At 71.5% G+C, this 26,901-nt stretch carries 26 protein-coding genes; 16 read left to right on the top strand and 10 right to left on the bottom strand.

Annotated elements, in window-relative coordinates; all coding sequences use genetic code 11:
- Window positions 1-39 precede the first annotated feature (39 nt).
- Window positions 40-1,011: an arginase gene (gene rocF, locus AVTE2539_RS10185; RefSeq protein ID WP_284410297.1), complete on the top strand. Its 972-nt coding sequence runs from the start codon at window positions 40-42 to the stop codon at window positions 1,009-1,011.
- Between the two features lie 23 nt (window positions 1,012-1,034).
- Here rocF and AVTE2539_RS10180 read toward each other — a convergent pair whose 3' ends face one another.
- From AVTE2539_RS10180 to AVTE2539_RS10165, 4 genes are all read right to left on the bottom strand, one after another.
- Window positions 1,035-3,155, bottom strand: a complete 2,121-nt coding sequence (locus AVTE2539_RS10180) for an acetoacetate--CoA ligase (RefSeq protein ID WP_284410295.1) — start codon at window positions 3,153-3,155, stop codon at window positions 1,035-1,037.
- 134 nt (window positions 3,156-3,289) lie between these two features.
- A complete protein-coding gene (locus tag AVTE2539_RS10175; protein WP_272566159.1) occupies window positions 3,290-3,526 on the bottom strand; it encodes a DUF6139 family protein in 237 nt (78 codons plus the stop codon).
- Window positions 3,527-3,722: 196 nt separating this feature from the next.
- Window positions 3,723-4,553 (bottom strand): M48 family metallopeptidase, encoded by an 831-nt coding sequence (locus AVTE2539_RS10170; RefSeq protein ID WP_284410293.1) that lies wholly within the window; start codon window positions 4,551-4,553, stop codon window positions 3,723-3,725.
- 301 nt (window positions 4,554-4,854) lie between these two features.
- Window positions 4,855-6,486: an IclR family transcriptional regulator domain-containing protein gene (locus AVTE2539_RS10165; protein ID WP_284410292.1), complete on the bottom strand. Its 1,632-nt coding sequence runs from the start codon at window positions 6,484-6,486 to the stop codon at window positions 4,855-4,857.
- 184 nt (window positions 6,487-6,670) lie between these two features.
- On the opposite strand from AVTE2539_RS10165, the gene AVTE2539_RS10160 reads away from it, so the two are divergent.
- Window positions 6,671-8,155 (top strand): aldehyde dehydrogenase (NADP(+)), encoded by a 1,485-nt coding sequence (locus tag AVTE2539_RS10160; protein ID WP_284410291.1) that lies wholly within the window; start codon window positions 6,671-6,673, stop codon window positions 8,153-8,155.
- A 50-nt stretch (window positions 8,156-8,205) separates the two neighbouring features.
- Here AVTE2539_RS10160 and AVTE2539_RS10155 read toward each other — a convergent pair whose 3' ends face one another.
- Window positions 8,206-8,733 (bottom strand): class IV adenylate cyclase, encoded by a 528-nt coding sequence (locus tag AVTE2539_RS10155; protein ID WP_284410288.1) that lies wholly within the window; start codon window positions 8,731-8,733, stop codon window positions 8,206-8,208.
- A 28-nt stretch (window positions 8,734-8,761) separates the two neighbouring features.
- Window positions 8,762-9,217, bottom strand: a complete 456-nt coding sequence (locus tag AVTE2539_RS10150) for a winged helix-turn-helix transcriptional regulator (protein ID WP_284410286.1) — start codon at window positions 9,215-9,217, stop codon at window positions 8,762-8,764.
- A 122-nt stretch (window positions 9,218-9,339) separates the two neighbouring features.
- Here AVTE2539_RS10150 and AVTE2539_RS10145 point away from each other — a divergent pair, with 122 nt between their 5' ends.
- From AVTE2539_RS10145 to AVTE2539_RS10120, 6 genes are all read left to right on the top strand, one after another.
- Window positions 9,340-10,560, top strand: a complete 1,221-nt coding sequence (locus AVTE2539_RS10145; protein ID WP_284410284.1) for an MFS transporter — start codon at window positions 9,340-9,342, stop codon at window positions 10,558-10,560.
- A 59-nt stretch (window positions 10,561-10,619) separates the two neighbouring features.
- The gene (locus AVTE2539_RS10140; RefSeq protein ID WP_284410282.1) at window positions 10,620-11,231 is read left to right on the top strand and encodes a helix-turn-helix domain-containing protein; all 612 of its coding nucleotides are present in this window, start codon (window positions 10,620-10,622) and stop codon (window positions 11,229-11,231) included.
- Entirely contained in the window at window positions 11,228-11,806 is a 579-nt protein-coding gene (locus AVTE2539_RS10135; RefSeq protein WP_284410280.1) for a GNAT family N-acetyltransferase, read from the top strand. Before AVTE2539_RS10140 ends, AVTE2539_RS10135 begins: the two co-directional genes overlap by 4 nt.
- 229 nt (window positions 11,807-12,035) lie before the next feature.
- Window positions 12,036-13,334, top strand: coding sequence for a 5-demethoxyubiquinol-8 5-hydroxylase UbiM (gene ubiM / locus AVTE2539_RS10130; protein WP_284410276.1), 1,299 nt, complete (start codon window positions 12,036-12,038; stop codon window positions 13,332-13,334).
- A gap of 35 nt (window positions 13,335-13,369) precedes the next feature.
- Complete coding sequence (locus tag AVTE2539_RS10125) at window positions 13,370-14,638, top strand: PDDEXK-like family protein (protein WP_284410274.1); 1,269 nt, start codon at window positions 13,370-13,372, stop codon at window positions 14,636-14,638.
- A gap of 82 nt (window positions 14,639-14,720) precedes the next feature.
- Window positions 14,721-15,275, top strand: coding sequence for a gamma carbonic anhydrase family protein (locus AVTE2539_RS10120; RefSeq protein WP_284410272.1), 555 nt, complete (start codon window positions 14,721-14,723; stop codon window positions 15,273-15,275).
- Between the two features lie 25 nt (window positions 15,276-15,300).
- Here the strand turns inward: AVTE2539_RS10120 and AVTE2539_RS10115 are convergent, their stop codons facing one another.
- The gene (locus tag AVTE2539_RS10115) at window positions 15,301-16,338 is read right to left on the bottom strand and encodes an MBL fold metallo-hydrolase (protein ID WP_284410270.1); all 1,038 of its coding nucleotides are present in this window, start codon (window positions 16,336-16,338) and stop codon (window positions 15,301-15,303) included.
- Window positions 16,339-16,485: 147 nt separating this feature from the next.
- On the opposite strand from AVTE2539_RS10115, the gene AVTE2539_RS10110 reads away from it, so the two are divergent.
- Window positions 16,486-17,130, top strand: coding sequence for a TetR/AcrR family transcriptional regulator (locus AVTE2539_RS10110; protein ID WP_284410268.1), 645 nt, complete (start codon window positions 16,486-16,488; stop codon window positions 17,128-17,130).
- A gap of 19 nt (window positions 17,131-17,149) precedes the next feature.
- Here the strand turns inward: AVTE2539_RS10110 and AVTE2539_RS10105 are convergent, their stop codons facing one another.
- Window positions 17,150-18,046 (bottom strand): LysR family transcriptional regulator ArgP, encoded by an 897-nt coding sequence (locus tag AVTE2539_RS10105; protein ID WP_284397058.1) that lies wholly within the window; start codon window positions 18,044-18,046, stop codon window positions 17,150-17,152.
- Window positions 18,047-18,141: 95 nt separating this feature from the next.
- Here AVTE2539_RS10105 and AVTE2539_RS10100 point away from each other — a divergent pair, with 95 nt between their 5' ends.
- From AVTE2539_RS10100 to AVTE2539_RS10080, 5 genes are all read left to right on the top strand, one after another.
- Entirely contained in the window at window positions 18,142-18,783 is a 642-nt protein-coding gene (locus AVTE2539_RS10100; RefSeq protein ID WP_284397060.1) for a LysE/ArgO family amino acid transporter, read from the top strand.
- Window positions 18,780-19,193 carry an ACT domain-containing protein gene (locus AVTE2539_RS10095; RefSeq protein WP_284410262.1) on the top strand — a complete coding sequence of 138 codons (414 nt, stop codon included), beginning with the start codon at window positions 18,780-18,782 and terminating at the stop codon, window positions 19,191-19,193. Before AVTE2539_RS10100 ends, AVTE2539_RS10095 begins: the two co-directional genes overlap by 4 nt.
- Window positions 19,194-19,301: 108 nt before the next feature.
- On the top strand, window positions 19,302-19,580 hold the full coding sequence (locus tag AVTE2539_RS10090) for a DUF2164 domain-containing protein (RefSeq protein WP_284397064.1): 279 nt from the start codon (window positions 19,302-19,304) through the stop codon (window positions 19,578-19,580).
- On the top strand, window positions 19,577-20,143 hold the full coding sequence (locus AVTE2539_RS10085) for a GNAT family N-acetyltransferase (RefSeq protein ID WP_284410254.1): 567 nt from the start codon (window positions 19,577-19,579) through the stop codon (window positions 20,141-20,143). The genes AVTE2539_RS10090 and AVTE2539_RS10085 overlap by 4 nt, the downstream gene beginning before the upstream one ends.
- A gap of 85 nt (window positions 20,144-20,228) precedes the next feature.
- A complete protein-coding gene (locus AVTE2539_RS10080) occupies window positions 20,229-22,142 on the top strand; it encodes a B12-binding domain-containing radical SAM protein (RefSeq protein WP_284410252.1) in 1,914 nt (637 codons plus the stop codon).
- Window positions 22,143-22,146: 4 nt separating this feature from the next.
- Here the strand turns inward: AVTE2539_RS10080 and AVTE2539_RS10075 are convergent, their stop codons facing one another.
- Both AVTE2539_RS10075 and AVTE2539_RS10070 read right to left on the bottom strand, forming a co-directional pair.
- The gene (locus AVTE2539_RS10075; protein ID WP_284410250.1) at window positions 22,147-24,129 is read right to left on the bottom strand and encodes an ATP-binding protein; all 1,983 of its coding nucleotides are present in this window, start codon (window positions 24,127-24,129) and stop codon (window positions 22,147-22,149) included.
- The gene (locus AVTE2539_RS10070) at window positions 24,129-24,836 is read right to left on the bottom strand and encodes a response regulator transcription factor (RefSeq protein WP_284410248.1); all 708 of its coding nucleotides are present in this window, start codon (window positions 24,834-24,836) and stop codon (window positions 24,129-24,131) included. Before AVTE2539_RS10070 ends, AVTE2539_RS10075 begins: the two co-directional genes overlap by 1 nt.
- Before the next feature lie 171 nt (window positions 24,837-25,007).
- Here AVTE2539_RS10070 and AVTE2539_RS10065 point away from each other — a divergent pair, with 171 nt between their 5' ends.
- Both AVTE2539_RS10065 and AVTE2539_RS10060 read left to right on the top strand, forming a co-directional pair.
- On the top strand, window positions 25,008-26,033 hold the full coding sequence (locus AVTE2539_RS10065) for a phosphatidylinositol-specific phospholipase C (protein WP_284410246.1): 1,026 nt from the start codon (window positions 25,008-25,010) through the stop codon (window positions 26,031-26,033).
- Between the two features lie 134 nt (window positions 26,034-26,167).
- Window positions 26,168-26,728: a hypothetical protein gene (locus tag AVTE2539_RS10060; protein ID WP_284410245.1), complete on the top strand. Its 561-nt coding sequence runs from the start codon at window positions 26,168-26,170 to the stop codon at window positions 26,726-26,728.
- The last annotated feature ends 173 nt before the right edge of the window (window positions 26,729-26,901 follow it).

Raw genomic sequence — 26,901 nt, 5'->3', positions numbered from 1 at the left:
ACGGCGCCCGCACGCCGTGCGTTTCCAGGAGATGAACCCATGACCGACATCGCTACCCCCGCCGCCCCGCACACGCGCGCCACCCTCATCGGCGCCCCCACCGACGCCGGCGCCGCGCGCCTGGGCGCGGCCATGGGGCCCGACGCCCTGCGCGTCGCCCAGCTGGGCCCGGCCCTCGCGCGGTTCGGCGTGGACGTGGAAGATGCCGGCAACCTCTTCGGCCCGCCCAACCCGCAAAGCGCGCGGGGCGACCACGGGCTGCGCAATCTGGCGGAATGCGTGGCGTGGAACCGCGCGGTGCACGACGCCGTGTCCGCGCAGTTCGCCGCCGGCCGCATGCCCATCCTGCTCGGGGGCGACCACCATCTGGCGGTGGGCTCGATCAGCGCGGTCGCGCGGCGCTGCCGCCAGACGGGCAAGCGCCTGCGCGTGCTCTGGCTCGATGCCCACGCAGACTGCAACACGCCCGCCATCTCGCCCAGCGGCAACGTGCACGGCATTCCCGTGGCGAGCCTGTACGGCTTCGGCCCCGAATCGCTGTCGGCCCTGGGCGGCGCCGTGCCCGCGCTGCAGGGCGCGCAGCTGTGCCAGATCGGCCTGCGCAGCGTGGACGACGAGGAAAAGCGCCTCATCCGCGAGCTGGGCATCGAGGTGTACGACATGCGCTCCATCGACGAGCTCGGCATGCGCGAGGTCATGCGCCGTGCGCTCGACGGGCTGGAGGGCGAGGCCGGCGAAGGCGTGCACCTGCACCTGAGCTTCGACGTGGACTTCCTCGACCCCGAGATCGCCCCCGGCACCGGCACCACCGTGCGCGGCGGCCCCAATTACCGCGAGGCGCAGCTGTGCATGGAGATGATCGCGGACACGGGCCGCCTGGCCTCGCTGGACATCGTGGAGCTGAACCCCGCGCTCGACATCCGCAACCAGACCGCCGAGCTGGTGGTCGACCTGGTGCAGAGCCTGTTCGGCAAGAGCACGCTAGTGCGCGCCCGCCCCACGGCCGCGTGACGGTGCGCTGACGTACTGCAGCGCTAGTGCGCCGCCACGGTGGCCGCGCGCCGCTGCGCGAACGCCACGTACCACGGCAGGCAGCCCGGGTTGGCCATGGCGTCCTGGTTGACCACTTTGTCCAGCGGCTGGCCCAGCAGCAGCTTCTTGATGGGCAGCTCCTGCTTCTTGCCGCTCAGCGTGCGCGGCACCTCGGCCACCTGCACGATCTCGTCCGGCACGAAGCGCGGCGACAGCGCGGTGCGGATGGCCGCGGCGATGCGCCCGCGCAGGGCATCGTCCAGCTCGACGCCGCCCCGCAGCGCGACAAACAGCGGCATGTAGCTGTCGCGGCCCAGCGATTCCAGATCGACCACCAGGCTGTCCAGCACCTCGGGCAGGGCCTCGACGGCGCGGTAGATCTCGCTCGTGCCCATGCGCAGGCCGTGGCGGTTGATGGTGGCGTCGCTGCGCCCGTAGATCACGCAGCCGCCGTAGCGGCCGATGCGGATCCAGTCGCCGTGGCGCCAGACCGGGCCCATGTCCACGGGCCCGTCGCCCCCGCCCGGCCGCCGGCCGTGGCCCGGCGGGTACATGTCGAAGTAGCTCGCCAGGTAGCGTTTTCCGTTCGGGTCGCCGCCCTGCCCCGCGGGGCCCGGCTCGCCATCGCCCCACAGGTACAGCGGCATGGACGGGATGGGCTGCGTGCACACCAGTTCGCCCACCTCGTCGATCACCGGCTGGCCCTCGGCGTTCCAGGCCTCGACCGCCGCGCCCAGCATGCGGCACTGCATCTCGCCGGGCACCTGGGGCAGTTCGCGGTGCCCGCCGATGAAGGCGCCGCAAAAATCGGTGCCGCCGGAGATGTTGTTCCACCAGATGTCGCCGTCCGCATGCCCCGACACGCCCAGCGCGCGGAACTGCGCCGTGCCCCAGGCCTGCACCTCGGGCGCGAGCGGCGAGCCGGTGGTGCCCAGCGCCCGCACGCGCGAGAGATCGCCGCAGTCCGTGAGCGACAGGCCCGACTTCATGCAGTTGGCGTAGAAGGCCGCGCCCGCACCGAAGAACGTCACGCCCGTCTCGGCGGCGAAGCGCCAGAGCGTGCCCCAGTCGGGCCGCTCGCGGCTGCCGCCCGGGTTGCCGTCGTAGATCACGCACGTCGTGCCCGCCAGCAGGCCGCTCACCTGCGCGTTCCACATCACCCAGCCGGTCGAGCTGTACCAGTGGTAGCGCTCGCCGAACGAATTGGGCTCGTAGCTGCAGCCGATGTCGTTGTGCAGCCCCTTGAGCTGCAGCGCCACCAGCACCATGCCGCCGTGGCCGTGCACGATGGGCTTGGGCAGGCCGGTGGTGCCGCTGGAGTAGACGATCCACAGCGGGTGGTCGAACGGCAGCCACTCGGGCTCGAACGCAGCCACTTCGGCATCTTTTTGGCCGCATGCCCTAGAAAAATCTGCCGTGTCTGCTATGGTTTCAGGAGCATGCAGGTGCTGCACCACCACCATGTGGGTGACCGAGGGCAGCGCCGCGCGCAGTTCGGCCAGCACGCCGCTGCGGTCGTGGTCGCGCCCGCCGTAGGTCACGCCGTCCACCGCGATCAGCACCTTGGGCGCGATCTGGCGGAAGCGGTCCAGCACGGCGGCCGTGCCCATGTCGGGCGCGCACACGCTCCACACCGCGCCCAGGCTGGCCGTGGCCAGCAGCGCCACCATGGCCTCGGGGACGTTGGGCAGGTAGGCCGCCACGCGGTCGCCGCGCCGCACGCCCTGGCGGCGCAGGTGCAGCGCGAGCGAGGCGACCTGGCGGCGCAGCTCGGGCCAGGACAGCTCGCGGTGCAGGCCGCGCTCGTTGCGGCTCACCACGGCCGGCAGGCCCGCGGCGTGCGCCGGGTCCACATGGCGCAGCACCTGGCGCGCGTAGTTGACCTGCGCCCCGGGGAACCACACGGCCCCCGGCATGGCATTGCGCGCCAGCACGGCCGTGTGCGGGGTGGGCGACTGCAGATCGAAGTAGGCCCAGATGCTCTGCCAGAACGCATCGAGGTCGGTGACGGACCAGCGCCAGAGCGCGTCGTAGTCGGCGAAGACGAGGCCGTGGCGGGCCTGCAGCCAGTCCTGGTACAGGCGGATCTGGGGAATGAACGGGGGGGTGTTTTTTGTCTCCATGGCGCCGCAGCGTAGCGTGCGCCACCGCCGCTGTCACCGGGCGGGCGTCCCCGAATGGACAAAGCCACCGGCCGGGTGCGGCGGGCGGCTTTGCGAAGGGGGCGGCAGCGGGGCCCTGCCCGCCGGCCCCGGGGTCAGTCGGTCAGCTCGTGCACGCTGGTGATGGCGTAGCCCTTTTCTTCGATCTGCGCGGCCGGCTGCGCGATGCCGTAGTCGTCCCAGTGGTCGGCGTTCTCGTCCATCTCCTGGCCACGGGCTTCGGTGTCCCAGTCCACGTTGATCGCCTCCTGCGGGATGGGGCGCCCTTCGGGCACGGCGAGGTGGGAGAACTTGCCATCGGCTTCGGCTCGGCGATAGATGTCTACGCGCATGTGGGAGTCCTTTTCGGAAATGAGACGCAAAGGCTGTCCACTCTATCGAGCGGGGTTCTGGCGGGGCGTAGGAAAACACCTCTCGCGGGAGGGTGGGACCGGAAGGCGCCCAACCCCCCCACGCCCTGCAAAAACCAAAAAAGGCGGCCGGGCCTTCGCCCGCCGCCTTTTCTGCTGGTTGCCTCAGGATGGCCGATTACTTCGCCGAGGCCAGGTCGCGCATGCGGTCCGCACGGCCGCCCGCATCCGGGTGGGTGGACAGCATGGCGTCCATGCCGCCGCTCTTGCCGCTCAGCGAGGCGATCTTGCGGAAGGCCGACTCCATGGCCTGCACCTTGTACTTGTGCTTCTTCATGAAGGCCAGGCCGTAGTCGTCGGCGGCGGTTTCCTGGCTTTGCGAGAACTGGCTGTTGACCAGCTTCTCGCCCAGGGCGCCCAGGTCGGAGTCGGCCAGGCGGCCCACGCCGCCCGCGGCGGACGCGGCCTTGCGGCCGGCGGAGGCCATGTAGGCCGTGCGCATGGCCGACAGCGAGTGCTGCAGCTTCACGTGGCCGATTTCGTGGCCGATCACGCCCAGCAGTTCCTGGTCGTTCATCATGTCCATGAGGCCGCTGTACACGCGGATGGAGCCGTCGGCCGTGGCGTTGGCGTTCACGTCCTTGCTCAGGTACACCTTGAAGTTCAGCTTCATGCCGTCTTCGTTGACGTGCTTCCTGGTCAGGCGCGCCAGGCGCTGCGCGTACTTGTTGTTGGCCGGGGCGGCGTTCTCGGTGCGGTCTTCGTAGTTGCGGTACTGCAGCGAGACGGTCTTGAGTTCTTCGTCGGACACGGTCACGGCCTTGAACACGTCCAGCGCGGCGCCCGCCTTGTTCTCGGTGCTGCTGGAGCTGGAACCGCCGGCGGTGGCGGCGCCCAGCACGCTGGAGATGGCCGAGGTGCCGGAACCGCTCTTGCTGCCATCGCCCGTGGTGGCGCAACCGGACAGCAGCAGGGCGAGCGCGACGGCGCTCAGTGAGAACTTCTTCATGGAAACACTTTCGTTGAGGTCTGGAAACAAGCGCCAAGGGGCGACGGATGCGGTGCTCGAGAGGCTCTGCGGCCCCTTGGCGGCCATGGAGTGGACCGGGCAGGCGGAAATTGTTTCACGGGCCTTTGAAAGCCCATACGGTGTGCCGCCGCGAATGCATCGAGTTGTATCCACAGCCTGGCCACCGCTTCCGCCGCTTTACAAAGTAACGAAACGCCCTGGCGCCATAGGGTGAACCATCCCGTACACAACCTTTTGTTTCAATAAAGATGCCATTAACGGGGAACGAAACGGCGCTCCGCTACACCGCCACCTCGAACAGCCGGCCCGACAGCGGGGCCTTGGCCAGCACATCCAGCGGCACCGGCTGGCGCGCCGTGGTGATGAACAGCCGCCGCCCGTCGGCCCCGCCCAGTTCCACGTCGGTGGGACAGGGCACCGGCAGCGCGACGACGCGGTCCAGGCTGCCGTCAGGCAGAAAACGCACCACGCTCCACCCATCGCGCAGGGCCGTCCACACCCCGCCCTCCGCATCCAGCGCCAGGCCGCTCACCCGGCCCGAGCCCTTGGGCACGGAGACGAGGCGGCGCACGGCGCCGGTCTCGGGCTGCAGCGACAGGATGGCGCCCGTGTCCGGCACGGCGGCCCAGAGGGTGCCGTCCGCCGCGCGCCAGCGCAGGCACTGCACCGGCTCGGGCAGGCGCCAGCGCACCTCCAGCGGCGCGCCGGGCCGCAGGCAGCCCACGGCGCTGCCGCCCTCGAGCGTCTCGCACGCCAGCCACAGCTCGCCGCCGGCACCGCGGCAGACGGCCTGGGCCGGCAGCGCGGGCCAGGGGGCCAGGCGCTGCGCCGGCCCACCCTGGGGGAGCGCGAAGGCGCCGTGGGCGCACCAGGCGATGGGCGGGGGCGCGGTGGCGGGACCGGCACCGGTCGCTTGCGCCTCGCCGCTGCTGCCGTCCTGCCCCAGCAGCAGGCCGTGCACGGGGCCTTCGGCCTCGGCCCAGAGCGTGTCGCCTTCGTCCCCCGGTCCCACCGCCCGCAGCGCGGGGGCGAGGGTGTCGGCCCAGAACAGCCGGCCGCTGGCCGCGCACCAGCGCGGGTGGGCGCCGTGGAACGCCCAGGGGCCGGGCACGGGGCGGGCCTCGGCATCGCCCAGGGTGGGGCGCACGCCGTGCAACTGCGCGCCCACACGGCGCGCGGCCTCGGCCACCTCGGGGCCCAGCAGCTCCAGCCGCTCGGGCGTGAGCCGCCAGGCCGGCCCGGCCACGCTGAGCGCGCCGCGCACCTGGCCCAGGCCGTCGATGATGGGCGCGCCCACGCAGCGCACGCCGGGCACGATCTCTTCGTCGTCGATGGCGTAGCCGCGCGCCGCCGTCACGCGCAGCTCCGCCAGCAGGCGCCGCCGGTCGGTCAGCGTGCGGGGCGTGACGGGGCGCAGCACCAGTTCGCGCACCAGGGCATCGCGCGCCGCGCCGTCCATGGCGGAGAGGATGGCCTTGCCCTGGCTGGTGCAGTACACCGGCTTGCGCTGGCCCAGGGCGCTGGCCGAGCGCTGGCTGTGCGCGCCATCGCAGCGCTCCAGCGACACCACGTCGCGCCCATCCAGTGCGGCCAGGTAGGTGGTCTCGCCCGTCAGGTCGCGCAACGTGCGCAGTTCCATCACGGCCGCCGCGGCCAGGTCGGGCATGGCATGGGCCTGGCGCGCCAGCTCGAAGCAGCGCACGCCCAGACAGTACACCTTGCGCAGCGGATCGCGGCGCAGCATGCCGCGCGCCACCAGCGTGGCCAGCAGGCGGTAGGCCGTGGTGCGGGGCAACGCCAGCCGGGCCGCCAGGTCGGCGTGGCTCAGGCCCTGCGGTGCGGCGCCCACGGCGTCCAGCACGTCGAGGGCTTTTTCGAGCGCGGCGGTGCCGTCTCCGGGCGATGCAGGCATGTTTGTCTCACGAAATGGAATTCAGAACCGCGCGGGAAGGGGACGGCGGGCCGCAGGGATTTTAGGCGGCTCGCCCTTTCATTACGATGGCAGGCTCCCAACGGCGGGCCCCTGCCGATCGGCGAACAATTCCATTCAGTGAGACAGCAGGCCGCGACGGCCCTTGCCCTTTTCAGGAACCTCCATGCCCGACAACACCCTGCAATCCATCGACGCCCGCACCGGCCAGCCCCACGGCGCCGCCTGGCCCGAATCCACCCCGGCCGAGATCGACGCCGCCGTGGCCGCCGCCGCGAGCGCCGCCGATGCCTTCGCCGCCACCCCGGCCGCCGACCGCGCCGCCCTGCTGCGCGCGCTGGCCGAGGCCCTGGAGGCCCAGCGCGAAGCCCTGGTGCCCGTGGCCGACCGTGAAAGCGGCCTGGGCCCGGTGCGCCTGAACGGCGAGCTGGACCGCACGGCCTTCCAGCTGCGCGGCTTTGCCGACGTGCTGGAGCGCGGCGCGGCCCACACCGTGCTGGACGACGCGGCCGTGGCCGGTGCGCCGCCCGCGGGCCGCCCACGCCTGACCCGCGTGCGCGTTCCCGTGGGGCCGGTGGCCATGTTCTCGGCCAGCAACTTCCCGTTCGCGTTCTCGGTGCTGGGCGGCGACACGGCCTCGGCCCTGGCGGCCGGCTGCCCGGTGGTGGTGAAGGCGCACCCCGCACACCCCGAGCTGTCGCGCCAGACCGCGGCGCTGGCGCAATCCGTGGTGGCCGCGCGCGGCCTGCCGGCCGGCGTGTTCCAGCTGGTGCAGGGCGGCTCGATCGAGGCCGGCGTGCGCCTGGTGCAGGCGCCGGCGGTCGCGGCCGTGGCGTTCACCGGCTCGTTCAAGGGCGGCACGGCGCTGGCCAAGGTGGCCGCAGAGCGCCAGCGCCCGATCCCGTTCTACGGCGAGCTGGGTTCGGTGAACCCGCTGGTGGCGCTGCCTTCGGCGCTGAAGGCCAACGGCGCCGCGCTGGCCGAGACGCTGGCCGGCTCCATCTGCCTGGGCTCGGGCCAGTTCTGCACCAGCCCCGGCGTGATCGTCGTGCGCCAGGACGCCTCGGGCGATGCCTTCGTGCAGGCCCTGGCCGACAAGCTGCGCCCCCTGGCGCCGCACGCCATGCTCACCCCCGGCATCCGCGGCGCGTTCGACCGGGGCGTGGCCGCATGGCGCGGCCACGGCAAGCTCCGGGCCCTGGTGAGCGAAACGGCCGAGGCCGGCGCCACGCCGCGCCCGTTCCTGGGCGAAGTGCAGGCGGCTGACTTCATCGCCGACCCTGCGCTGCACGAAGAGGTCTTCGGCTCCGCCGCGCTGGTGGTGCGCGTGGCCTCCATCGAGGAGACCGTGGCCGTGCTGCAGGCCATCGGCGGCTCGCTCACCGTCACGTTGTGGGGCGCCGATGCCGACACGGCCGAACACCGCGCGCTGGTGCGCGCCGCCACGCAGGTGGCCGGCCGCGTGCTGTTCGCGGGCGTGCCCACGGGCGTGGCCGTGACCGGCGCGCAGATGCACGGCGGCCCCTACCCCGCCAGCACCGCGCCGTTCACCACCTCGGTCGGCTACGCGGCGCTGGACCGGTTCCTGCGCCCCGTGGCGCTGCAGGACGCCCCCGCCTGGCTCATCGAGCGCAACGGCGTGCCCTGCTGAAGGGCGGTGCCGCGGGGCCAAAGCCCTGCGGCGCAGCGCGCGCCCGGGCGTCAGCCGCCCCGGCCGCGCAGCAGATCGACGTAGGCGCAGTCCACCCACTGCGCCGGTGCCACGCCGAGCCGGGCCATCAGGTCGTGTGCCTCCCGCAGGCCGCCGTCTTCGGGCTCGGCCTCGTCCAGCACCACCTCCAGCTCCATGAACTCGCCCAGGCCCGCCACGCGGTCCAGGTGCACGCGCGTGCGGCCCACCAGGTACAGCGTGCGCTCCTTGACCACCCGCCCCGCCTGGCCGTGCGCCAGCGTGAGCGCCTCGCGCAGCCCGTCGGGATCGGCCGTGGGCGTGCGCACGTAGAACGCGGTCCTGGGCCCCTGCACGTCGGGGCGGCGGTAGAAGATCAGCTCGCCCGCGCCGGCGGAGAACGCGCGCAGCTTGAGCCGGCCGGCCGCGCAGCGAAAGAACGTGTCGTCCTGATGGATCCGCTCCGGGCCGCGGTCGGCCAGCGCTGCGGCGCGGGCCTCCAGCGCGGCCAATGCGCCGGGCGACGGCAGGCGTGCCTTGATTTCGATGTTGCGGGGCATGGGCCCAGTATGCCGGCGGCCTCGCGGATCAGGGCCGCGCACGCACCTTCTTCACGAGGGTGTCCGCCGGCCGGACGACCCGCCCGTCCTCCAGCCGCAGCAGGGCTTTCGGCAGCGGCTTGCCCGTGGCGCGATCGACGAGCACCGAGTGCTTCTCGCCCCGGGCGTACAGGTGCGCCTCGCCCCACTGGCGCAGGGCCACGACCACCGGAAACAGCGTCTCGCCCTTGGCGGTCAGCACGTACTCCTGGTAGGCACTGCCATCGGAGGCGGGCGCGATCTCCAGCACGCCCCCTTCCACCAGCGTGCGCAGGCGGTCGCTGAGGATGTTGCGCGCTGCGCCCAGGCTGGCCTGGAACTCGCCGAAGCGCCGCAGCCCGTCGAACGCATCGCGCACGATCAGCATCGACCAGCGGTCGCCCACCACGTCGAGCGAACGGGCCACGGGGCAGGGGGAATCCGCGAGGCTTTTTCTTTTGGCCATGGCCACTCCTTGGGTGCCGGTGGCGGACCGGGCATTCGATCCACGCACCAAAGTGGTTTCATTTTAAAACAGGATGGGACTACACTCGATCCAGTTTTAATCAGCAACCAGATCAGCACCCCATGACCGCCGCCAACCCGTCCGCCCTGCACGCCGCCCCCGGCCATCCCCTGCCGCCGGGCCTCGTGCGCCTGCTGGCCGTGTGCTGCGGCGTGAGCGTTGCCAATGTCTACTACGCCCAACCCCTGCTGGACGCCATCGCGCTGGATTTCGGCATCCCCGCCATGGCGGTGGGCGGCGTGATCACCGCCACCCAGGTGGGCTGCGCCATCGCCCTGCTGTTCGTGGTGGCGCTGGGCGATCGGGTGGACCGAAAGCACCTGCTGTGCGGGCAGTTGGTGCTGCTGGCGCTGGCGCTGCTGGGCGTGGCCTGGGCGCCCACGCCGCTGCTGTTGCTGGCGGCCATGGCCGCCATCGGGCTGCTGGGAACGGCCATGACGCAAGGGCTGATCGCCTGCGCCGCCACGCTGGCCCCTCCCGCCAAGCGGGGGCGCGTGGTCGGCACCGTGCAGGGCGGCGTCGTCATCGGCCTGCTGCTGGCCCGCACGCTGGCCGGCGCGGTCACGGACCTGGCGGGCTGGCGCGCCGTGTACCTGGTCTCCTGCGGGTTGTCGCTGGCGATGCTGGCGCTGCTGTGGAAGGCCCTGCCGCCCGCCCGCGCGCGCCCGGCCACGTTGGGCTACTGGTCGCTGCTGCGCTCGATGGGCACGCTGCTGGCGACCGAGCGCGTGCTGCAGATCCGCGGCGTGATCGGGCTGCTGATGTTCGCGGCGTTCAGCGTCTTCTGGAGCGCGCTGGTGCTGCCGCTGAGCGCGCCGCCCCATGCCCTGTCGCACACCGCCATCGGCGCGTTCGGGCTGGTCGGCGTGGTGGGCGCCCTGGCCGCCGCGCGGGCCGGCCGCTCCGTGGACCGGGGCCGGGGGCAATGGACCACCGGCCTCGCGCTGGCGTGCCTGCTGGTGTCGTGGGTGCCCATCGCGTTCGCGGCGCACACGCTGTGGGCGCTGGCGGTGGGCATCGTCGTGCTCGACCTGGGCGGGCAGGCGGTCCACGTGGTCAACCAGGGCCTGATCTTGCGCACCCGGCCCGAGGCGCACGGCCGCCTGGTGGGCTGCTACATGCTGTTCTACGCGGTGGGCAGCGGCCTGGGGGCGGTGGCATCGACCGCGGTGTACGGCCTTGCCGGCTGGCCCGGCGTGCGCGCGCTGGGCTTGGGGCTCAGCCTGGCGGCGCTGCTCTTTTGGGCGGCGACGCTGCGGGCGATGCCTGCGCAGGGGGCGTGATCCGGCCTTGATCCGGCGCCCATCCATTTTTCTGGAATCATTTCCATTAAACTGGAGGCATGGACATCAATACCCGCCTGGCCCGCCGCGTGCGCGAACTGCGCGATGCGCGCGGCCTCTCGCTCGACGCCCTGGCCGAACGCAGCGGCGTGAGCCGCTCCAACATCTCGCTCATCGAGCGCGGCGAAAGCAGCCCCACCGCCACCGTGCTGGACAAGCTGGCCACCGGCTTGGGCGTGGCGCTGGCCTCGCTGTTCGATGCGCCCCAGGCCGAGGGCGACGAAGGCCGCGCCGCGCCCTCGCCCGTGGCCCGCGTGGCGCAGCAGCCCGTGTGGACCGACCCCGCCTCCGGCTACCTGCGGCGCAACGTGTCGCCCACGGTGGCGTCGCCGCTGCAGCTCGTGGACGTGGTGTTTCCGCCGGGCCAGCGCGTGGCCTACGAGCGGGCCGACCGCGGCGCGGAGATCCACCAGCAGATCTGGATGATCGACGGCCGCATGGACATCGCGCTGGACGGCACGGTCTGGCGGCTGGAAGCCGGCGACTGCCTGGCCCACCGGCTGGAGGGCGCCGTCGAATACCGCAACCCCACGCGCAGCCCCGCGCGCTACCTGGTGGCCCTGGCCACCCTGCCCGCCAATCCACCCCACCCGACCCGGAGCCCGACATGACCGCCGCCACATCACTCGCCACGCCCTCTGCCGAAGTTCCCGCCGACGCCCCCGCCGTGACTGTGCGCCGTCTGGGCGTGAACGAAGCCGCCGCCTGCGTGCCCGCCCTGGCCGAGGTGCTGATCGACTGCGTGGCCGGCGGCGCCTCGGTGAGCTTCATGCACCCGCTGGCGCACGACAGGGCCGTGGATTTCTGGCGCGGCGTGGCCGAGGGCGTGGCGCGCGGCGAACGGGCGCTGCTCATCGCCGAAGCGGTGGACAGCGGCGCAGTGCTGGGCACCGTGCAGCTCGTGCTGGCGCAGCCCGAGAACCAGCCGCACCGGGCCGACGTGGCCAAGATGCTGGTGCATCGCCGCGCCCGCCGCCAGGGCGTGGCCCGGCAATTGCTGGACGCCGTGGACGCCGTCGCCCGGCAGGAGGGCAAGACCCTGATGGTGCTGGACACGGTGACCGGCGGCGACGCCGAACGGCTCTACGCCCGCGCCGGCTGGCAGCGCGTGGGCGAGGTGCCGGGCTATGCCCTGATGCCCGACGGCGCGCCGTGCGGCACCACGTTCTTCTACCGGGCGGTGTGAAGCAGCGGGCCGTGGCCCCATGGCCCGCCGGGGTGCCGCCGCGAGGCATTGGGGTCTTTTGGGCCCCAAAGGCAATCGATGCTAGGGCATGTAGCTATTAAATCAATAGCAAATCAACCAGTGCAGCCGGCCACATTCCCTTGACCCAGTGCAAGCCGGGGGAACGGCGGGGCCCGCACAATGGCCGCCGGCGCCCGCCGGGCGCTCGCCTTCCTTGGTCTTTCCTCCCATGCCTCAGCAGCATTGCGACGTTCTCATCGTCGGCGCGGGCCCGGCCGGCCTGTCGCTGGCCATCGCCCTGTGCCAGGCCGGTTTCACCAGCACGGTGCTGGACCGGCAACCCGCCACCGCGCTCGCCGATCCCGCGCCCGACGGCCGCGAGATCGCACTCACCCACGCCAGCGGCGACACGCTGCGCCGCCTGGGCACCTGGGCGCTGCTGGCCCCGCACGAGATCGGCCGCATCGCCGAGGCCCGGGTGCACGACGGACCGGTGGGGCGGCACGCGCCGCTGCGGCTGCACCCGGGCCTGGCGGCGCACGGCGAGGCGGTGACGCACCTGGGCTGGATCGTGCCCAACCACGCGCTGCGCCGCACCGCCCACGCCGTGGCGTCGCAGCGGCCGGGCGTGCGCATCCTGGCCGGCGCGCAGGTGGCGCAGGTGTCCGTGGCGGCCGACCATGCCGCGGTGGAAACCATGCCGGCCGCTGGCGATGCAGGCGATCCGGCCGCGCCCCGCACGCGCCTGCAGGCCCGGCTGGTCGTGGCCGCCGACAGCCGGTTTTCCGCCGTGCGCCGGCAACTGGGCATCGGCGCGCGCATGGCGGACTTCGGGCGCACCGTCATCGTCTGCCGCATGCGCCACGCAGCGCCCCACCACGGCATCGCGCACGAAGCCTTCGGCCACGACCGCACCCTGGCCGTGCTGCCGCTGCCGGACGACCCGGCGGACGGCGCGCCGCAGTGCTCCGTGGTCGTCACCACCGGCGCGGCCGAGGCGGCGGCCCTGATGGCGCAGGACGCCGCCACGTTCGCCGCGCAGGTGCAGGCCCAGTTCGCGGGCCGGCTCGGCGTGATGGCGCTGGTGGGCGAGCGCCACGCCTACCCGCTGGTCGCCACCTATGCGGACCGGTTCACCGGCCACCGCTGCGCGCTGCTGGGCGATGCCGCCGTGGGCATGCACCCGGTGACCGCCCACGGCTACAACCTGGGCCTGGCCGGCGTGGAGGGCTTGGCGCGCGCCATTGCCGACGCCCGGCAGCGCGGCCAGGACATCGGCAGCGCCGACGCGCTGCGGCCCTATGGCCGCGCGCACCATCGCCGCGCCTGGCCGATCTACGAAGGCACCAACGCCATCGTGCGGCTGTACACCGACGCGCGCCCCCTGCCCCGCGCCGTGCGGCAACTGGTGCTGCACGGCGCCCGGCGGCTGGCACCGCTGAAGGCGGCCATCGTGGGGGAGCTGACGGGGCGCAGTCCGTGGCGGTCCGGTACGCTCGGGCGGGATACCCAAACGCCGCTGCGATGAGCGCGGCCAACCCCCAATCACCAGTCCCCCGCCACATGACCCCGGCCCATCGCAACGAATACGCGCTGCTGCAGCAGGTGCAGGTGCGGCAGCAGGCCCGCCGCATCGCCGCCCAGCAGTTCGCCAGGCAACTGGCCCCGGGCTTCTCCCTGCTGGAATACCTGCGCAGGAACGAGATGGCGATTTCGGAGTACCTGGCGCTGCTGCTCGATCCGGCGGACAGCCACGGGCAGGGACCTTTGTTCCTGCACCGCTTTCTGCAGGTGCTTTCGGTGGAGCATCCAGACGCTTCATGGACGCTCGGCAGCCAGCGCTGCCGAATTCAGCGCGAGAAGTCCATCGACGGCGGCCGCATGGACATCCACCTGGAACTGGACCGCGGCTGCATCTGCATCGAGAACAAGCCGTGGGCCACCGACCAGATCGGGCAGTTGCAGAACTACGCCCGCCATCTCGAAAGCGCCGCGCTCGGCAGGCCCTGGATGCTGGTGTACCTGTGCGGCGCCGGCCCCAGCAGCCGCAGCATCGACGAAAAAAGCCTCCGGGCCATGGAAGACCGGGGGCGGTTCATCTGGCTGAAATGGCCCGGCATCGTCGCCTGGCTGGAAGACTGCGCCCTGCACATCCAGGCCCCCACCGTGCGCCTTTTCGTGGACGCCCTCGTGCAGTTCATCCGACAAAAAATCATTCGGGAGCCTTCGATGGAAAACTCGCAGGAAATCGTGGACGCCATGACGGCTACCCAAGCGAATATCGCGTCGTCCATTCGCATTGCCCAAGCGATGCCGCACATGAAGCGCGCTCTGCTTCGCAAGATTCACGAGCAGATGCAAATGATGGCGGGGGCGCCCGGTGCCTTAGCGGCCCATTGGGACGAAGATTGGCAGACGTCGGAAGAGTGGATCGGCTTTGAATTCGACCTCGGTTTGCGCGATTTGCGACTTCGGTACGAGACGAGCGACCTGACCGAGGCTGGTACTTTCTACTGGGGCATCTACACGAATGGCGAGTTGACGAAGCGCGACACATTGATGTGGCCTGAGATTCAGCGCTTGATGAAACTGCACTATCCCAATGGGCAGGAAGATTGGATTCACTGGCCATGGTGGCAGTATCTGGAACACGATCTGGACTACGACGGACAAGAACAGGAAAGCCAGCAGATGCAGCCATGGATATCCATCGCCGATCCTTCCGGAGCCCATGCTTTTGCCAGCACCGCCATGCGCCGCGCGGCAGAGGTCAAGGAACGGCTATACGCTAGCGCGATCGTGTCGATGCGATGCCACGGGGCTGCTGAATGAGCCTCCCGCCAACGCCCCACGGCCTGACCTGACCCGTGGCCGCCAAGCCACCATTTACGCACCGCATTTCCCTGGATAGCCCATGCCCCTCGCCCCATACCTGGACACCGCCCCCACGCTGGACGCCGGCGTCTACCTCCACCCTTCCGCCCAGGTGATCGGCGATGTGCACCTGGGGCGCGACAGCTCGGTGTGGTGCAACGCGGTGCTGCGCGGCGACGTGAACCGCATCGTGGTGGGCGAATGTTCCAACGTGCAGGACCTGGCCATGGGCCATGTGTCGCACCGCCATCCGGGCAAGCCGGAGGGCTCTCCCCTGGTGATCGGCAACTACGTCACGCTGGGCCACTCCGTGATCCTGCACGGCTGCACCATTGGGAACGAGTGCCTGATCGGCATGGGCAGCATCGTGATGGATGACGCGGTGATCGGTGACCGCGTGATGCTGGGCGCCGGTAGCCTGGTCTCGCCGGGCAAGACGCTGGAGAGCGGCTATCTCTACACGGGCCGCCCGGCCGTGCGGCAGCGGGCGCTGACACCGCAGGAGATCGCGTACCTGCGGTATTCGGCCGAGCACTACGTGCGCGTGAAGAACAACTACCTCGCAGCGCCGCAGGCAGGCGCGACGGCGGCCTGAAGCCCTCGCCGCGCGGCGCGCTCCTTCAGCGCGCGGGCGGCACCGCGGCTTCGCGCCACCACTGGCGGGACGGCGCCGGGGCCCGGATGTCCAGCCGTTCGCCCATCACCGGCGCCGCCAGCGGCACGCCGGCCGCGGTGGCCAGCGCGGTGATGCGCTCGAACGGCTCGGTCCACGGGTGCAGCGACAGGTCGAACGTGCCGTTGTGGATGGGCATCATGTGGCGGCCCCTCACGTCCAGGTGGGCCTGCAGGCTCTGCTCGGGCTGCATGTGCACGTCGGGCCAGTCGGCGTTGTAGGCGCCGGTTTCCACCAGCGTGAGATCGAACGGGCCGAAGCGCTCGCCGATGGCCTTGAAGCCGTCGAAATAGCCCGTGTCGCCGGTGAAGAAGACGCGCGTGTCCGCCGTCATCAGCACCCACGACGCCCACAGCGTGCGGTTGCCGTCCGACAGGCTGCGCCCCGAAAAATGCTGCGCCGGCGTGGCCACCAGGCGCAGCCCGCCGAGGGTCGTGCCCTGCCACCAGTCGAACTGCTGCACCTTGGCCGCCGGCACGCCCCAGGCGATGAGCCGGTCGCCCACGCCCAGCGGCGCGACGAAGTGCTCCACCTTGGGCGCGAGTTTCAGGATCGCCGCGTGGTCCAGGTGGTCGTAATGGTCGTGCGAGAGGATCACGCCCGCGATGGGCGGCAGGTCTTCGATGGCCAGCGGCGGCGCATGAAAGCGCTTGGGGCCCAGGAACTGCACCGGCGAGGCGCGCTCGGAAAACACCGGGTCGGTGAGCCAGAACCGCCCGTCGAGCTTGAGCAGCAGGGTCGAATGCCCCAGCCGCCACAGGCTGTCTTCCGGCGCCTGCAGCAGTGCGGCGGCGGTCAGGGGCTGGACGGCGATGGGCCGGTCCGGCACCGTGTCCGCGGGCTTGCCGAGGGCGAAGCGCCACAGCACGCCGAGCGTCTTGAGCATGCCCAGGCGGTGCCGGGGCGCCGCGTTGCGAAACCGCCCGTCAACGAACTGGGGCGACTGGCCGTGCGGAGCGGCCGGCGATTCGGAACAGGAGGACATGCGGTGAGCCATGGCGATGTAGGGAGTGAAGCAGCCGGGAAATCCGGAACATGCGGCGAGGCAGGAAGCAAAGCCGTCGCAAAAACTGCACTGCACAGTGTAGTGTTCGATCCAGAAAAGTAAACTGCCCAGTGTAAAATTTTGCCTATGACCGCCATCGCTCCGCCGCCCTCCCGCCTGACCGACCGCAAGCGCCATGCCATCGTCCAGGCGGCGATCGGCGAGTTCCGCGAGCACGGCTTCGCCGGCACCAGCATGGACCGGGTGGCCGCCGCGGCCGCGGTCTCCAAACGCACGGTTTACAACCATTTCCCCAGCAAGGACGACCTGTTCGCCGCCATCCTCGGGCAGCTGTGGGACCGCAGCCAGTCGCTGGCGGCCCCGGGGCACGATCCGCAGCGGCCCCTGCGCGCGCAATTGCTGGAGCTGCTGGAGCGCAAGATGGCGCTGCTGGGCGATGCGGCGTTCATGGACCTGTCGCGCGTGGCCATGGCCGAGATGCTGCACACCCCGGCCCGCGCGCAGGCCATGGTGGCGCGCCTGGGCGAGAAGGAAGAAGGCGTTCCCGCGTGGATCCACGCGGCGCAGCAGGCCGGCCGCCTGCGTGGCGGGGTCGATCCGCAATACGCCGCGCACCAGCTGCAGGGCATGGTCAAGGCCTTCGCCTTCTGGCCGCAACTGGCGCTGGGGCAGCCGTCGCTCACGGCGGCCCAGCAGCGACAGGTGCTGCACGACGCGGTGGACATGTTCCTGGGCTTCTACGCCGTGCCCAGGCCGAGCGCCGCCACGTGAGCGAACGGCGGCCGGCGGCCTACAGCAGCCCCCGGGCCGCCTGCATCACCCGCTGGGCGAGCCGCTCCAGCCGGGGCGGCTGCTGTGCCCAGCCGTGCCAGTACAGGGCCACGTCCGTCGCCGCATCGGGCAGCACGTCGATCAGCTCGCCGCGCGCGATGGCATCGCCGATCTGCAGCTCCGGCACCATGCCGTAGCCCAGCCCCAGCCGGATCGCCGCGACGAAGGGCTCCGATGCCGGCACGTAATGGCTCGGATAGGCGCTGGCCTGCAGCCCGAACGCATTGAGCAGCGCATTGGCCTGCAGCGGGTCCTTGCGGTTGAACACCACCGTGGGGGCCCGGCGCGCCGACGCCCGGGTGATGCCGCGCGGCCCGAACCATTGCGCGGCGAATGCGGGCGAGGCCACCAGCCGGTAGCGCATGCGGCCCAGCGGCTCGGCCGTGCAGCCGCGCATGGCATGCGGATGGGCCGACACGCAGGCATGGGCCAGGCCGGCCTCCAGCAGCGCGTGCGTGTGCTCCTGGTCGTCCACCACCAGTTCGATGGCGATGCGCTCGCGCTGCAGCACGCCCGACAGCGCCGGCAGCAGCCAGGTGGCGAGCGAATCGGCGTTGACCGCGAGCGTGACGGCGAAGAACGCATCCGCTTCCCCATCTCCGCCCGACAGCCCCGCCAGCAGGTCGTGCTCCATGACGCGGGCACGCTGCAGGTGCTGCAGCAGTTGCCGGCCCGCCCGGGTGGCGCGGCTGGGCCGCCCGCGCACGATGAGCGGCTGGCCGAGCCGCGTCTCCAGCGCGCGCACGCGCAGCGACACCGCCGAGGGCGTGATGTGCAGCGCGGCGGCGGCCTGCTCGAAACTGCCCGCCTCGGCCACGGCGAGAAAGGCCTCGCATTGTTTGGAATCCAGTGCCATGGCGCCTTTGGGTTTGAAAGCTGAGAAATTCTCAGCCAAGTCGATATTTTCCCCATTCAGGATGGGATTCGGCCCCGGCCCCAGACAATTCGCCGATGTGGTCTTCCATCACCCCTTTTCTGCATGGTTTCGGCGCCGGGGCCGGCCTGATCATCGCCATCGGTGCGCAGAACGCGCATGTGCTGCGCGTCGGCCTGCTCGGGCGGCACGTGGCCCTCACGGTGGGCACCTGCATCGCCATCGACGTGATCGCGATCGCCGCGGGCGTGGCCGGCATGGGCGCGCTGATCCAGGGCCAGCCGTGGCTGCTGGCGATCGCCCGCTGGGGCGGCGCGGCGTTCCTGGCCTGGTACGGCCTGGGGGCGCTGCGCCGCGCGTTGCGGCCCGATGGCGCCCTGGCCGCTGGCCTGGGCGCGCCGGGCGCGGGCCCCACGGCGCGGCAGGCGCTCGCGGCGGTGCTGGCCGTGTCGCTGCTCAACCCGCACATGTACCTGGACACCGTGGTGCTGCTGGGCGCGCTGGGCGGCCAGCAGCCGGCGGGCCAGCAGCTGCGCTTCACGCTGGGCGCCACCACGGCCTCCACCCTGTGGTTCCTCACCCTCGGGCTGGGCGCGCGGCGGCTGGCGCCGTGGTTCGCCCGGCCGGTGGCCTGGCGCTGCCTGGACGCGGGCATCGCGGTGGTGATGTTCTCGATCGCGCTGTTCCTGGCCTTCACCCCACTGCATTCCACCCCATGACCGCACCCCTCCTCTCCACCCGCAGCATCACGCTCGCCACCCTGCCCTCTCTCTACGCCGTCGCCCGGCTCGCGCCGCAGGCGGCCATTCCGCCGTGGGCCGATGGCGAGGGGTTCGTCTCGATCTCGCGCAGCGGCGAGGAGCTGTCGATCACCTGCCTGCAGGCGCGCGTGCCGGACGGCGTGCAGGCCGACCGGGGCTGGGTGGCGTTCCGTTTCGTGGGGCCGTTCGGCTTCGGCGAGACGGGCATCGTCCTGTCGGTGATCCGCCCGCTGTCGGAGAACGGCATCGGCATCTTCGTGGTCTCCACCTTCGACGGCGACCACCTGCTGGTGTCGCAGGCGGACGGCGAACGCGCCTGCGCCCTGCTGGCCGCCGCGGGCCACCGGGTGGTGCCGGTGGCCGGCTGAAAGGACACGGGCGGGCGGGGAGCGAAGCGAAGGCGGGCAGAATCGACCGGGTCGCCGGCTTGGGGCTTCCCTCTCTCCCGCAGCCGGCCTCTTCTCACCGGAGCCCGCATGACCATCGCATTGCCCAAGGACGTCCACCAGCAGGCCGTGGCCTCGATCGAGCGGTATTTCCGCGAGAACATGGAAGAGAAGATCGGCAACATCGCCGCCAGCGGCCTGCTGGGCTTCTTTCTGGAGGAGATCGGACCCAGCGTCTACAACCAGGCAGTGGCCGACGTGCAGGAGCGCCTGCAGCAGCGCGTGGCCGAAGTCGATATCGAGGTGCACGAAGACGAATTCCGGTACTGGCAGAAGTTCGACCGCGCGGCAAAGAAAGGCCGGCCATGACCGCGCTGCTGCGCCTCTCCCGACCCTCCGACGCCCCGGCCATCGCGGCCCTGCACACCGCCAGCTGGCGGTTCGCCTACCGGGGCGCCCTGTCCGAGCACTACCTCGCCACCGACGTGGAGGCCGACCGGCTGGCGCTCTGGACACAGCGGCTTCAATCACCGCAGCCGCCCGCAGGGCAGCACGTGATCGTGGCCGCCGAAGGCGACCGCCTGCTCGGCTTCGTCTGCGCCTACCCGGGCGAAGACCCGGTGTGGGGCAGCCTGCTGGACAACATCCACGTGAGCGCGCAGGCGCACGGGACGGGCATCGGCGCGCAGCTGCTCGCCGCCGTGGCGGACCACTGCGCCGCGGCCTGCGCCGATGCGGGGCTGTACCTCTGGGTGCTGCCGAGCAACCTGCAGGCGCAGCGCTTCTATGCCGCCCACGGGGCCGCGAACGTGCAGGCCGACCAGTGGGACGCGCCCGGCGGCACGCGGGTGCCCACGTTCCGCTTCGCCTGGCAGGCGGGCGCACTGCCCGTGTCCGGGCGGACGAAGCCCCCACGCGGCGCGCCGGCCTGAGCCCGGCGGGATAATCGGCCCTCGCCCGCCTTCCGCCGCGCTTTGCTGCCCCCCGCCTTTTGCGCGGCCGCCCTGCCCCACACCCATGTCCGCCTCGACCCCCCGCGTGCTGGCCGTCATCCCGCCGATGACGCAACTGAACACGCCCTACCCCTCCAGCGCCTACCTGACGGGCTTTCTGCGCTCGCGCGGCGTCACCGCGTTCCAGGAAGACCTGGCGCTGGCCCTGGTGCTGCGCCTGCTCTCGCCCGAGGGCCTGCAGGCCGTGGCCGCGCGGGTGCAGGCCCTGCCCGAGGCGCAGCGCAGCCCGGCGGTCCAGTCCTTCGCCGCACAGCAGGACCGCTACCTCGCCACGGTGGCGCCGGCCATCGCGTTCCTGCAGGGGCGCGACTCGACTCTCGCGCACCGCATCGCCGGGCGCCACTACCTGCCCGAGGGCCCGCGCTTCGCCTCGCTCGACGTCTATGTGGACGACGAGGGCGGCGACCCGCTGGGCTGGGCCTTCGGCGCCCTGGGCCTGCACGACAAGGCCAAGCACATCGCCACGCTGTACCTGAACGACCTGGCCGACGTATTGCGCGATGCGGTGGACGAGCGCTTCGAGTTCGTGCGCTATGCCGAGTCGCTGGCCGGCAGCCAGCCCACCTTCGATCCGCTGGCCGACGCGCTGGCCGCGCCGCCCACGCTGGTGGACGAGATGCTCGAGGCGCTCACGCACGAGGCCATCGCGCGCCACACGCCCGACGTGGTGCTGCTGTCCGTGCCCTTTCCCGGCTCGGTGTACGCGGCCTTTCGCATCGCCCAGGCCATCAAGGCGCGCTACCCGCACATCGCCACGGTGCTGGGCGGCGGCTTCGTGAACACCGAGCTGCGCGAGCTGGCCGAGCCCCGCGTGTTCGACCATTTCGACTACGTCACGCTGGACGCGGGCGAGCGCCCGCTGCTCGCGCTGCTGGAGCACGTGCAGGGCCAGCGCGGCCGCCAGCGCCTGGTGCGCACCTTCGTGCGGGGCGACGACGGCGCCGTGCAGTACGTGAACATGATGGAGGCCGACATCGCCTTCGCCGAGGTGGGCACGCCCACCTGGGACGGCCTGCCGCTGGACCGCTACCTCTCGCTGCTGGACATGCTCAACCCCATGCACCGGCTGTGGAGCGACGGGCGCTGGAACAAGCTCACCGTGGCCCACGGCTGCTACTGGAAGAAGTGCAGCTTCTGCGACGTGAGCCTGGACTACATCAGCCGCTACGAGGGCGCGAGCGCCGCCGTGCTGGCCGACCGCATCGAGCAGATCGTGCGCGAGACCGGGCAGACCGGCTTTCACTTCGTGGACGAGGCCGCCCCGCCGAAAGCCCTCAAGGCGCTCGCCACCGAGCTGATCGAACGCAACGCCGGCATCTCGTGGTGGGGCAATGTGCGGTTCGAAAAGACCTTCACGCCCGAGCTGGCCGAGCTGATGGCCGACTCCGGCTGCATCGCGATCTCGGGCGGGCTGGAGGTGGCCTCGGACCGGCTGCTGCAGCTCATGAAGAAGGGCGTGTCGGTGGACCAGGTGGCGCGCGTGACGCGGGCCTTCACCGACGCCGGCATCCTCGTGCACGCCTACCTGATGTACGGCTTTCCGACCCAGACGGTGCAGGACACCGTGGATGCGCTCGAATACGTGCGCCAGCTGTTCGCCAACGGCTGCATCCAGAGCGGGTTCTTCCACCGCTTCGCCTGCACCGTGCATTCGCCCGTGGGCAAGAACCCCGGGGAGTACGGCGTCACGCTCGCGCCGCTGCCGCCGGGCGACTTCGCCAAGAACGACGTGGCCTTCATCGATCCCACGGGCGTGGACCACGACGCGCTGGGCGGCGCGCTGAAGAAGGCGATCTACAACTACATGCACGGCATCGGGCTGGACGAGGACGTGCGCGCCTGGTTCCCGTTCAAGGTGCCCAAGACCACCGTGGCGCGGCACCGCATCGAGCGGGCGCTCGCCAGCCGCGCGCACTGAAAAGTCAATCGCCCGAAGGGATCGGGGGAACTGGCGGATCGGCGGCCTGCCATGCCACGTCGACGGCCACCCGGCACCCCTGGCCCGGGGCGGTTTCGAGCTGCAGCACCGTCTCCAGGGCGATCGCACGCTGCCGCATGTTCGCCAGTCCCATCCCCTGCGCGCCGGCCCGCGTGGCATCGAAACCCCGGCCGTCGTCCTGCACGCAGACCTGCAGGCACGGCCCCCGGCGCAGCACCGATATGCCGACGCGGCGCGCTCCGCTGTGCCGGATGGCATTGGTCACCGCCTCCTGCAGGAGCCGCAGCAGGTTCAGCGCACGCGCCCCCTCCAGCCGCACCCCGTCCAGGCCCTCGGCATGCCAGCGGGCATCGATGCCCGCGGCCTGCAGGCGCGACATCAGGCGCCGCCGGGGGGCGGCCAGCAGGGCCTGCAGATCCCCTTGCGGCACATGGGCCGTGGTGTCGATGATCAGCCGCAGGTCGTCGCTGATCTGCGCCAGCACCGCGAGCGCCTGCGGCGCGGGCACCGGCACCTGCGGCGCCTCGCCCCAGCAGGCCGCCGCATGGACCAGCGTGCCGCCCAGGCCGTCGTGCAGGTCGCGCACCATGCCGATGCGCTCGGCCTGGCGGGCGTTGGCCAGTTCCAGGGCGCGCTGCCGGGCCAGCGCCGCGGTCAGCTCGGCGCGCGCGCCCTCCACCTTCTCGCGCAGTTCCGCATTGAAGTAAGCCTCGCGCTCGAACGCGCTGCGCAGCCGCCACGCCAGCAGGAACGCCATGCTTACGAGCGAGAAGGTGGAACAGACCACAGCGTAATAGCGCGTGTCGTCGATCCACGCGAGAAGGGCCGCCATGTCGTGCAGCCCGCCGGCCAGCGCGATCACCACGGCCAGCGCCAGCGCGATGCTGGAGGGGCTGCGCGTGCGCAGGGCATGCTGCAGCACATAGGCCACCGCCAGAATGAACAGCAGCAGCCCGGCCAGCAACGTCGCCATCCGCACGGCCGGCAGCGCCTGGGGATACCGGCCCATGGCCAGGATGCCGGCGAGGACGGCCGCGCCCAGGGTGCAGGCCAGGGCGGCCTCGCAGCGGACATGGCGCCGGCCGGCGAAGCGGAAGACGAAGACCAGGTAGCTGCCGGCGAACAGCAACAGCAGCGCGGCCATCGCGAACTGCCATTGGGGCACGGTGCGCAGCGGCCACACGCCCGTGGCCACCTGGTTGTAGCAGCCCGCGGACCACGCCAGCGCCGTGAGCGCGAACCATCCGTACAGCCGTTCGCGCGGCCAGCAGATCCACAGCATGAGAAACAGCAGCGCCATGGCCACGTTGACCCCCAGGCTCACCTGCTGCAGGCCCACGCGCCACCATTGCGCCTGGGCATGCAGGCGCTGCACCGGGTCCGCAGCCCCCAGCCACACCTCACTCAGGCCGCCCACATAGGGCGCGTAGCCGGTGATGCGCACCAGCAGCGTGTGCTCGCCCCCGGCCTGCGCACGGCCCGGCCCTGGCGCCCGCAGCGCGCCCAGGCGCACGAAGCGCGGCTGGTTCCAGGCCCGGGTCAAGCCGGGTTCGGCCAGGCGCTCGTCGCGCCACAGCAGCTGGCCGTCGAGCCACACCGCGCCGGCCATGTTCATCGCGTCCAGGGCGAGTGCGAACTCCCGCTCCGCGGGGATGTCGGGCGGCAGCGTGAAGCGCAGGCGGTACCACACCACGCCGTCGTGCGCGGGCCAGCGGTCGCTCCAGGCATCGGGCAAAGTGACGGGCACCCAGCCGTGCGCGGGCGGCACGGCCACGGCGGGCGCCTGGGGCGCCATGGACTCCAGCGGCTCGCCGCGCACCGACTCCACGGCGGTGAAGGCCAGGAGATCGCCCGCCCCCCAGGCCCGCGGGGACGGCAGCAAGGCGCTCACCAGCAGGGCCACCGCGCCCAGGGCGAGCAGGGCAGCCAGCGCCAGCGAGGCACCACGCGACGCCCTGCGCTCCACTAGAGCCAGCCTTGCGCCTGTGCCAGGACCACGGCCTCCGTGCGGGTGCGCACCACCAGCTTGCGGTAGATGCTGCGTGTGTGGCATTCCACGGTGTGCACGGACAGGCCCAGGGTGTGCGCGATCTCACGGTTGGTGTCGCCGAGCGCCACCTGGTGCAGCACCTGCAACTCGCGCGCCGACAGCGCCACGCGCAGCACCCCGTCGGCAGCGCCGCTGCCGGCGCCAGGGGCTGGCGGTGCGGTGCTGGCGCCGTGGCCGGGGGCCGATGCCAGCAGGGCGAGGATGCGCGCGGCGACCAGCGGGTCGATGGGCGCCCCCCCGGCCCGCATGCAGGCCAGCGCGCGCACCAGTTCATCGTCTTCGGCACTCTTGAGCAGGTAGCCCCGCGCGCCGGCCTGGATGGCCGCGACGATGGTGTCGGTGTGCCCCCAGGCGGAGACCACCACGGCCTCCAGTGGCGGGCGGGCTCGCGAAAACGCCTCCAGCAGCGCCAGTCCCGAACCATCGGGCAGGTGCAGGTCCACCAGCGCCAGATCGAAGCCCCGCGCGGGCCACAACGCGCCGGCCTGGGCCAGGCTGCCGGCATGCGTCACCGATGCCCCGGGATGGACCTGCCCGAGCAGGCGGGCCAGGCGCCGCGCGCAGGCGGGGTCGTCCTCCACCAGCAGCACGGCGGCCACGGCCGGTGGTGCGGGCGCGCTCATCGGCAGGGGCGCTGCACGCAGGAAAAACGGCACGCATCCCCGATATCAGGGATGCGCGCGAGGCACTGCCTCTCTAGTCTTGCGGGTCGGGGGTGCCGGCTGCTACAGGTGGGCGGCACCACCCGCCCGGCAACCGATTTTTCACAAACATGCATTTTTAGGAGGTGAACGATGACTCAGGTGCTCATGCAATGCGCGGCGATCCACGTGCCCACGGGCGAGCTGGCGGCCAGCCGGCAGGGATATTCACATGATTCGGAAATAAAGACCAGCAACACCGACTGGATGGCGCACCTGCCGGACGGGCGCAGGCTCAGCGAGCTGTCCCTGCCCGGCACGCACGACACCATGTCGTTCTATGGCGGCGACATCACCCAGACGCAGTCGATGCCGCTGGCGAACCAACTCAAATCCGGCATCCGCGTGCTGGACATCCGGTGCAACCACACCAAGGACGAACTGCCGATCTACCACGGCATCCAGTTCCAGTACGCGTACTTCTCCGACGTGCTCGCCACCGTGATCGACTTCCTGAAGACCCACCCGTCGGAAACCGTGTTCATGCGAATCAAGCAGGAGGGCGACGGCGGCGGCAACACCGAGACCTTCGAGGACACGTTCAAGAATCGCTACTACCAACCCAACCAGGCCGCCTTCTGGCAGCCGCCCACGGACGGCACCGGCGGCAACCCCGTGCTCAAGGACCTGCGCGGCAAGATCGTGGTGCTGCAGAACTTCACCGCGACGCACCAGTACGGTATCGCGTACCCCGGCGCGTTCAGCATCCAGGACGAATGGAAGCTGGGCACCAACTGGGACCTGTACGACAAGTGGGAAAAGGTCAAGGCACATGCCCGCGCGGCGATCGCCGGAAGCCGCGACCAGGCCTATATCAACTACCTGAGCGCCGCGTCCGGCTCGTTCCCCTATTTCGTCGCCAGCGGGGCGTCGAGCCCCCAGACCAACGCCCCCCTGCTCATGACGGGGCGGACCACCCCGGGCTGGAAGAACAGCTGGCCCGACTTTCCCCGCGTCAACTGCTTCATCGGCATCTGCTCGATCGCCTTCGACGGGACGAACCAGCTCCTGTACCCCCGCATGGGCCCAGGTGGGGAACTGCACGGGCGGGTGGGCATGGTCATGGCCGACTTCCCCGGTCCCGGCCTCATCAGCGCAGTGATCGCCACCAACGGCTGACGCTCCCGCCGCGGGGTCTGCCACAGGGCCCTCGCCTTGGCCACCGCGCCATGGCGGGGGCAGGCGCCTGCGTACACTACGCCGGTCCCGGCTTCCCCTCCTGCCCCATGCACGTACCCCGGCTGCGCCCCGTTTTGTCCCTGTTTCCTAAGGCGCGCCCGAGGCTGCACGCCTGGGGCCTGGCGACCCTGCTGGCGACTCTCGCGCCCGGCGCCTGGGCCGACGCGGGCCGCCCGCAGCCCGTGGCGGCCGACCCGGCCTTCTCGACCCCGGCCCCGGAACACATCGCCAGCCCGGCCATGCTCCGCGCGTTCCTGACGGAACTGCGGCAGACGCGGCGGCCCCAGTCGTTTTGCTTCGTGCAGCAGGCGTTTCCGCCGTCCAAGGCCGACCCGGAAGGCTTTGCCCTGGTGTGGATGGTCTGGACCACCGGATCGCACATCTACCGGCTGCGGGTGCCGCCGCCGGTGCCGCCAGGGGCCCCGAACACCTCACAGGACGACGACCCGGCCGAGCGCGGCGCGGCCCTGGCGAACGGCAAGTCGGTGAACCTGAAGACCGACGTGGTGCCCACCGACGAGGCCGTGGGCTCCAGCACCTTCCTGGTGAGCCGCCCCTGGGTGGAGCGCATCCAGGGCCAGTGCCGGCGCATCGGCACCGCGGTGCGCGTGCCGGCGTTCCAGCCGCCGCCCTGACGCTGCACTGAGGCCGCCCTGGGCGCCTTCCAGGCGTCTCGGCCCTGTCCCGTCCCCTTTCCCTTTTCTCGTCCCTCTTGCCACTTCGCGGCGCATTCCGTGGATGCCCGAAGCACCTGCCTGCGGGTCTGCTGCAGCCCCCTTTTTCCTTTATTTCTCTCTCTTCCGATCCG

The organism is Acidovorax sp. SUPP2539, assembly GCF_030158975.1.
In the GTDB taxonomy this organism is placed as follows: Bacteria; Pseudomonadota; Gammaproteobacteria; order Burkholderiales; family Burkholderiaceae_C; genus Paracidovorax.
The sequence above is the reverse complement of the archived record's forward strand: the minus strand, read 5'-3'. Positions and strand labels throughout refer to the sequence as shown.

Coding starts and splice junctions, on each gene's coding strand:
- AVTE2539_RS10145 (WP_284410284.1), top strand. CDS start 9,340: ATGACCGCCGCCAACCCGTCCGCCCTGCACGCCGCCCCCGGCCATCCC.
- AVTE2539_RS10175 (WP_272566159.1), bottom strand. CDS start 3,526: ATGCGCGTAGACATCTATCGCCGAGCCGAAGCCGATGGCAAGTTCTCC.
- AVTE2539_RS10135 (WP_284410280.1), top strand. CDS start 11,228: ATGACCGCCGCCACATCACTCGCCACGCCCTCTGCCGAAGTTCCCGCC.
- AVTE2539_RS10140 (WP_284410282.1), top strand. CDS start 10,620: ATGGACATCAATACCCGCCTGGCCCGCCGCGTGCGCGAACTGCGCGAT.
- AVTE2539_RS10160 (WP_284410291.1), top strand. CDS start 6,671: ATGCCCGACAACACCCTGCAATCCATCGACGCCCGCACCGGCCAGCCC.
- AVTE2539_RS10080 (WP_284410252.1), top strand. CDS start 20,229: ATGTCCGCCTCGACCCCCCGCGTGCTGGCCGTCATCCCGCCGATGACG.
- AVTE2539_RS10090 (WP_284397064.1), top strand. CDS start 19,302: ATGACCATCGCATTGCCCAAGGACGTCCACCAGCAGGCCGTGGCCTCG.
- AVTE2539_RS10105 (WP_284397058.1), bottom strand. CDS start 18,046: ATGGCACTGGATTCCAAACAATGCGAGGCCTTTCTCGCCGTGGCCGAG.
- AVTE2539_RS10180 (WP_284410295.1), bottom strand. CDS start 3,155: ATGGAGACAAAAAACACCCCCCCGTTCATTCCCCAGATCCGCCTGTAC.
- ubiM (WP_284410276.1), top strand. CDS start 12,036: ATGCCTCAGCAGCATTGCGACGTTCTCATCGTCGGCGCGGGCCCGGCC.
- AVTE2539_RS10155 (WP_284410288.1), bottom strand. CDS start 8,733: ATGCCCCGCAACATCGAAATCAAGGCACGCCTGCCGTCGCCCGGCGCA.
- AVTE2539_RS10170 (WP_284410293.1), bottom strand. CDS start 4,553: ATGAAGAAGTTCTCACTGAGCGCCGTCGCGCTCGCCCTGCTGCTGTCC.
- AVTE2539_RS10120 (WP_284410272.1), top strand. CDS start 14,721: ATGCCCCTCGCCCCATACCTGGACACCGCCCCCACGCTGGACGCCGGC.
- AVTE2539_RS10100 (WP_284397060.1), top strand. CDS start 18,142: ATGTGGTCTTCCATCACCCCTTTTCTGCATGGTTTCGGCGCCGGGGCC.
- AVTE2539_RS10065 (WP_284410246.1), top strand. CDS start 25,008: ATGACTCAGGTGCTCATGCAATGCGCGGCGATCCACGTGCCCACGGGC.
- AVTE2539_RS10115 (WP_284410270.1), bottom strand. CDS start 16,338: ATGTCCTCCTGTTCCGAATCGCCGGCCGCTCCGCACGGCCAGTCGCCC.
- AVTE2539_RS10095 (WP_284410262.1), top strand. CDS start 18,780: ATGACCGCACCCCTCCTCTCCACCCGCAGCATCACGCTCGCCACCCTG.
- rocF (WP_284410297.1), top strand. CDS start 40: ATGACCGACATCGCTACCCCCGCCGCCCCGCACACGCGCGCCACCCTC.
- AVTE2539_RS10110 (WP_284410268.1), top strand. CDS start 16,486: ATGACCGCCATCGCTCCGCCGCCCTCCCGCCTGACCGACCGCAAGCGC.
- AVTE2539_RS10165 (WP_284410292.1), bottom strand. CDS start 6,486: ATGCCTGCATCGCCCGGAGACGGCACCGCCGCGCTCGAAAAAGCCCTC.
- AVTE2539_RS10125 (WP_284410274.1), top strand. CDS start 13,370: ATGACCCCGGCCCATCGCAACGAATACGCGCTGCTGCAGCAGGTGCAG.
- AVTE2539_RS10070 (WP_284410248.1), bottom strand. CDS start 24,836: ATGAGCGCGCCCGCACCACCGGCCGTGGCCGCCGTGCTGCTGGTGGAG.
- AVTE2539_RS10085 (WP_284410254.1), top strand. CDS start 19,577: ATGACCGCGCTGCTGCGCCTCTCCCGACCCTCCGACGCCCCGGCCATC.
- AVTE2539_RS10150 (WP_284410286.1), bottom strand. CDS start 9,217: ATGGCCAAAAGAAAAAGCCTCGCGGATTCCCCCTGCCCCGTGGCCCGT.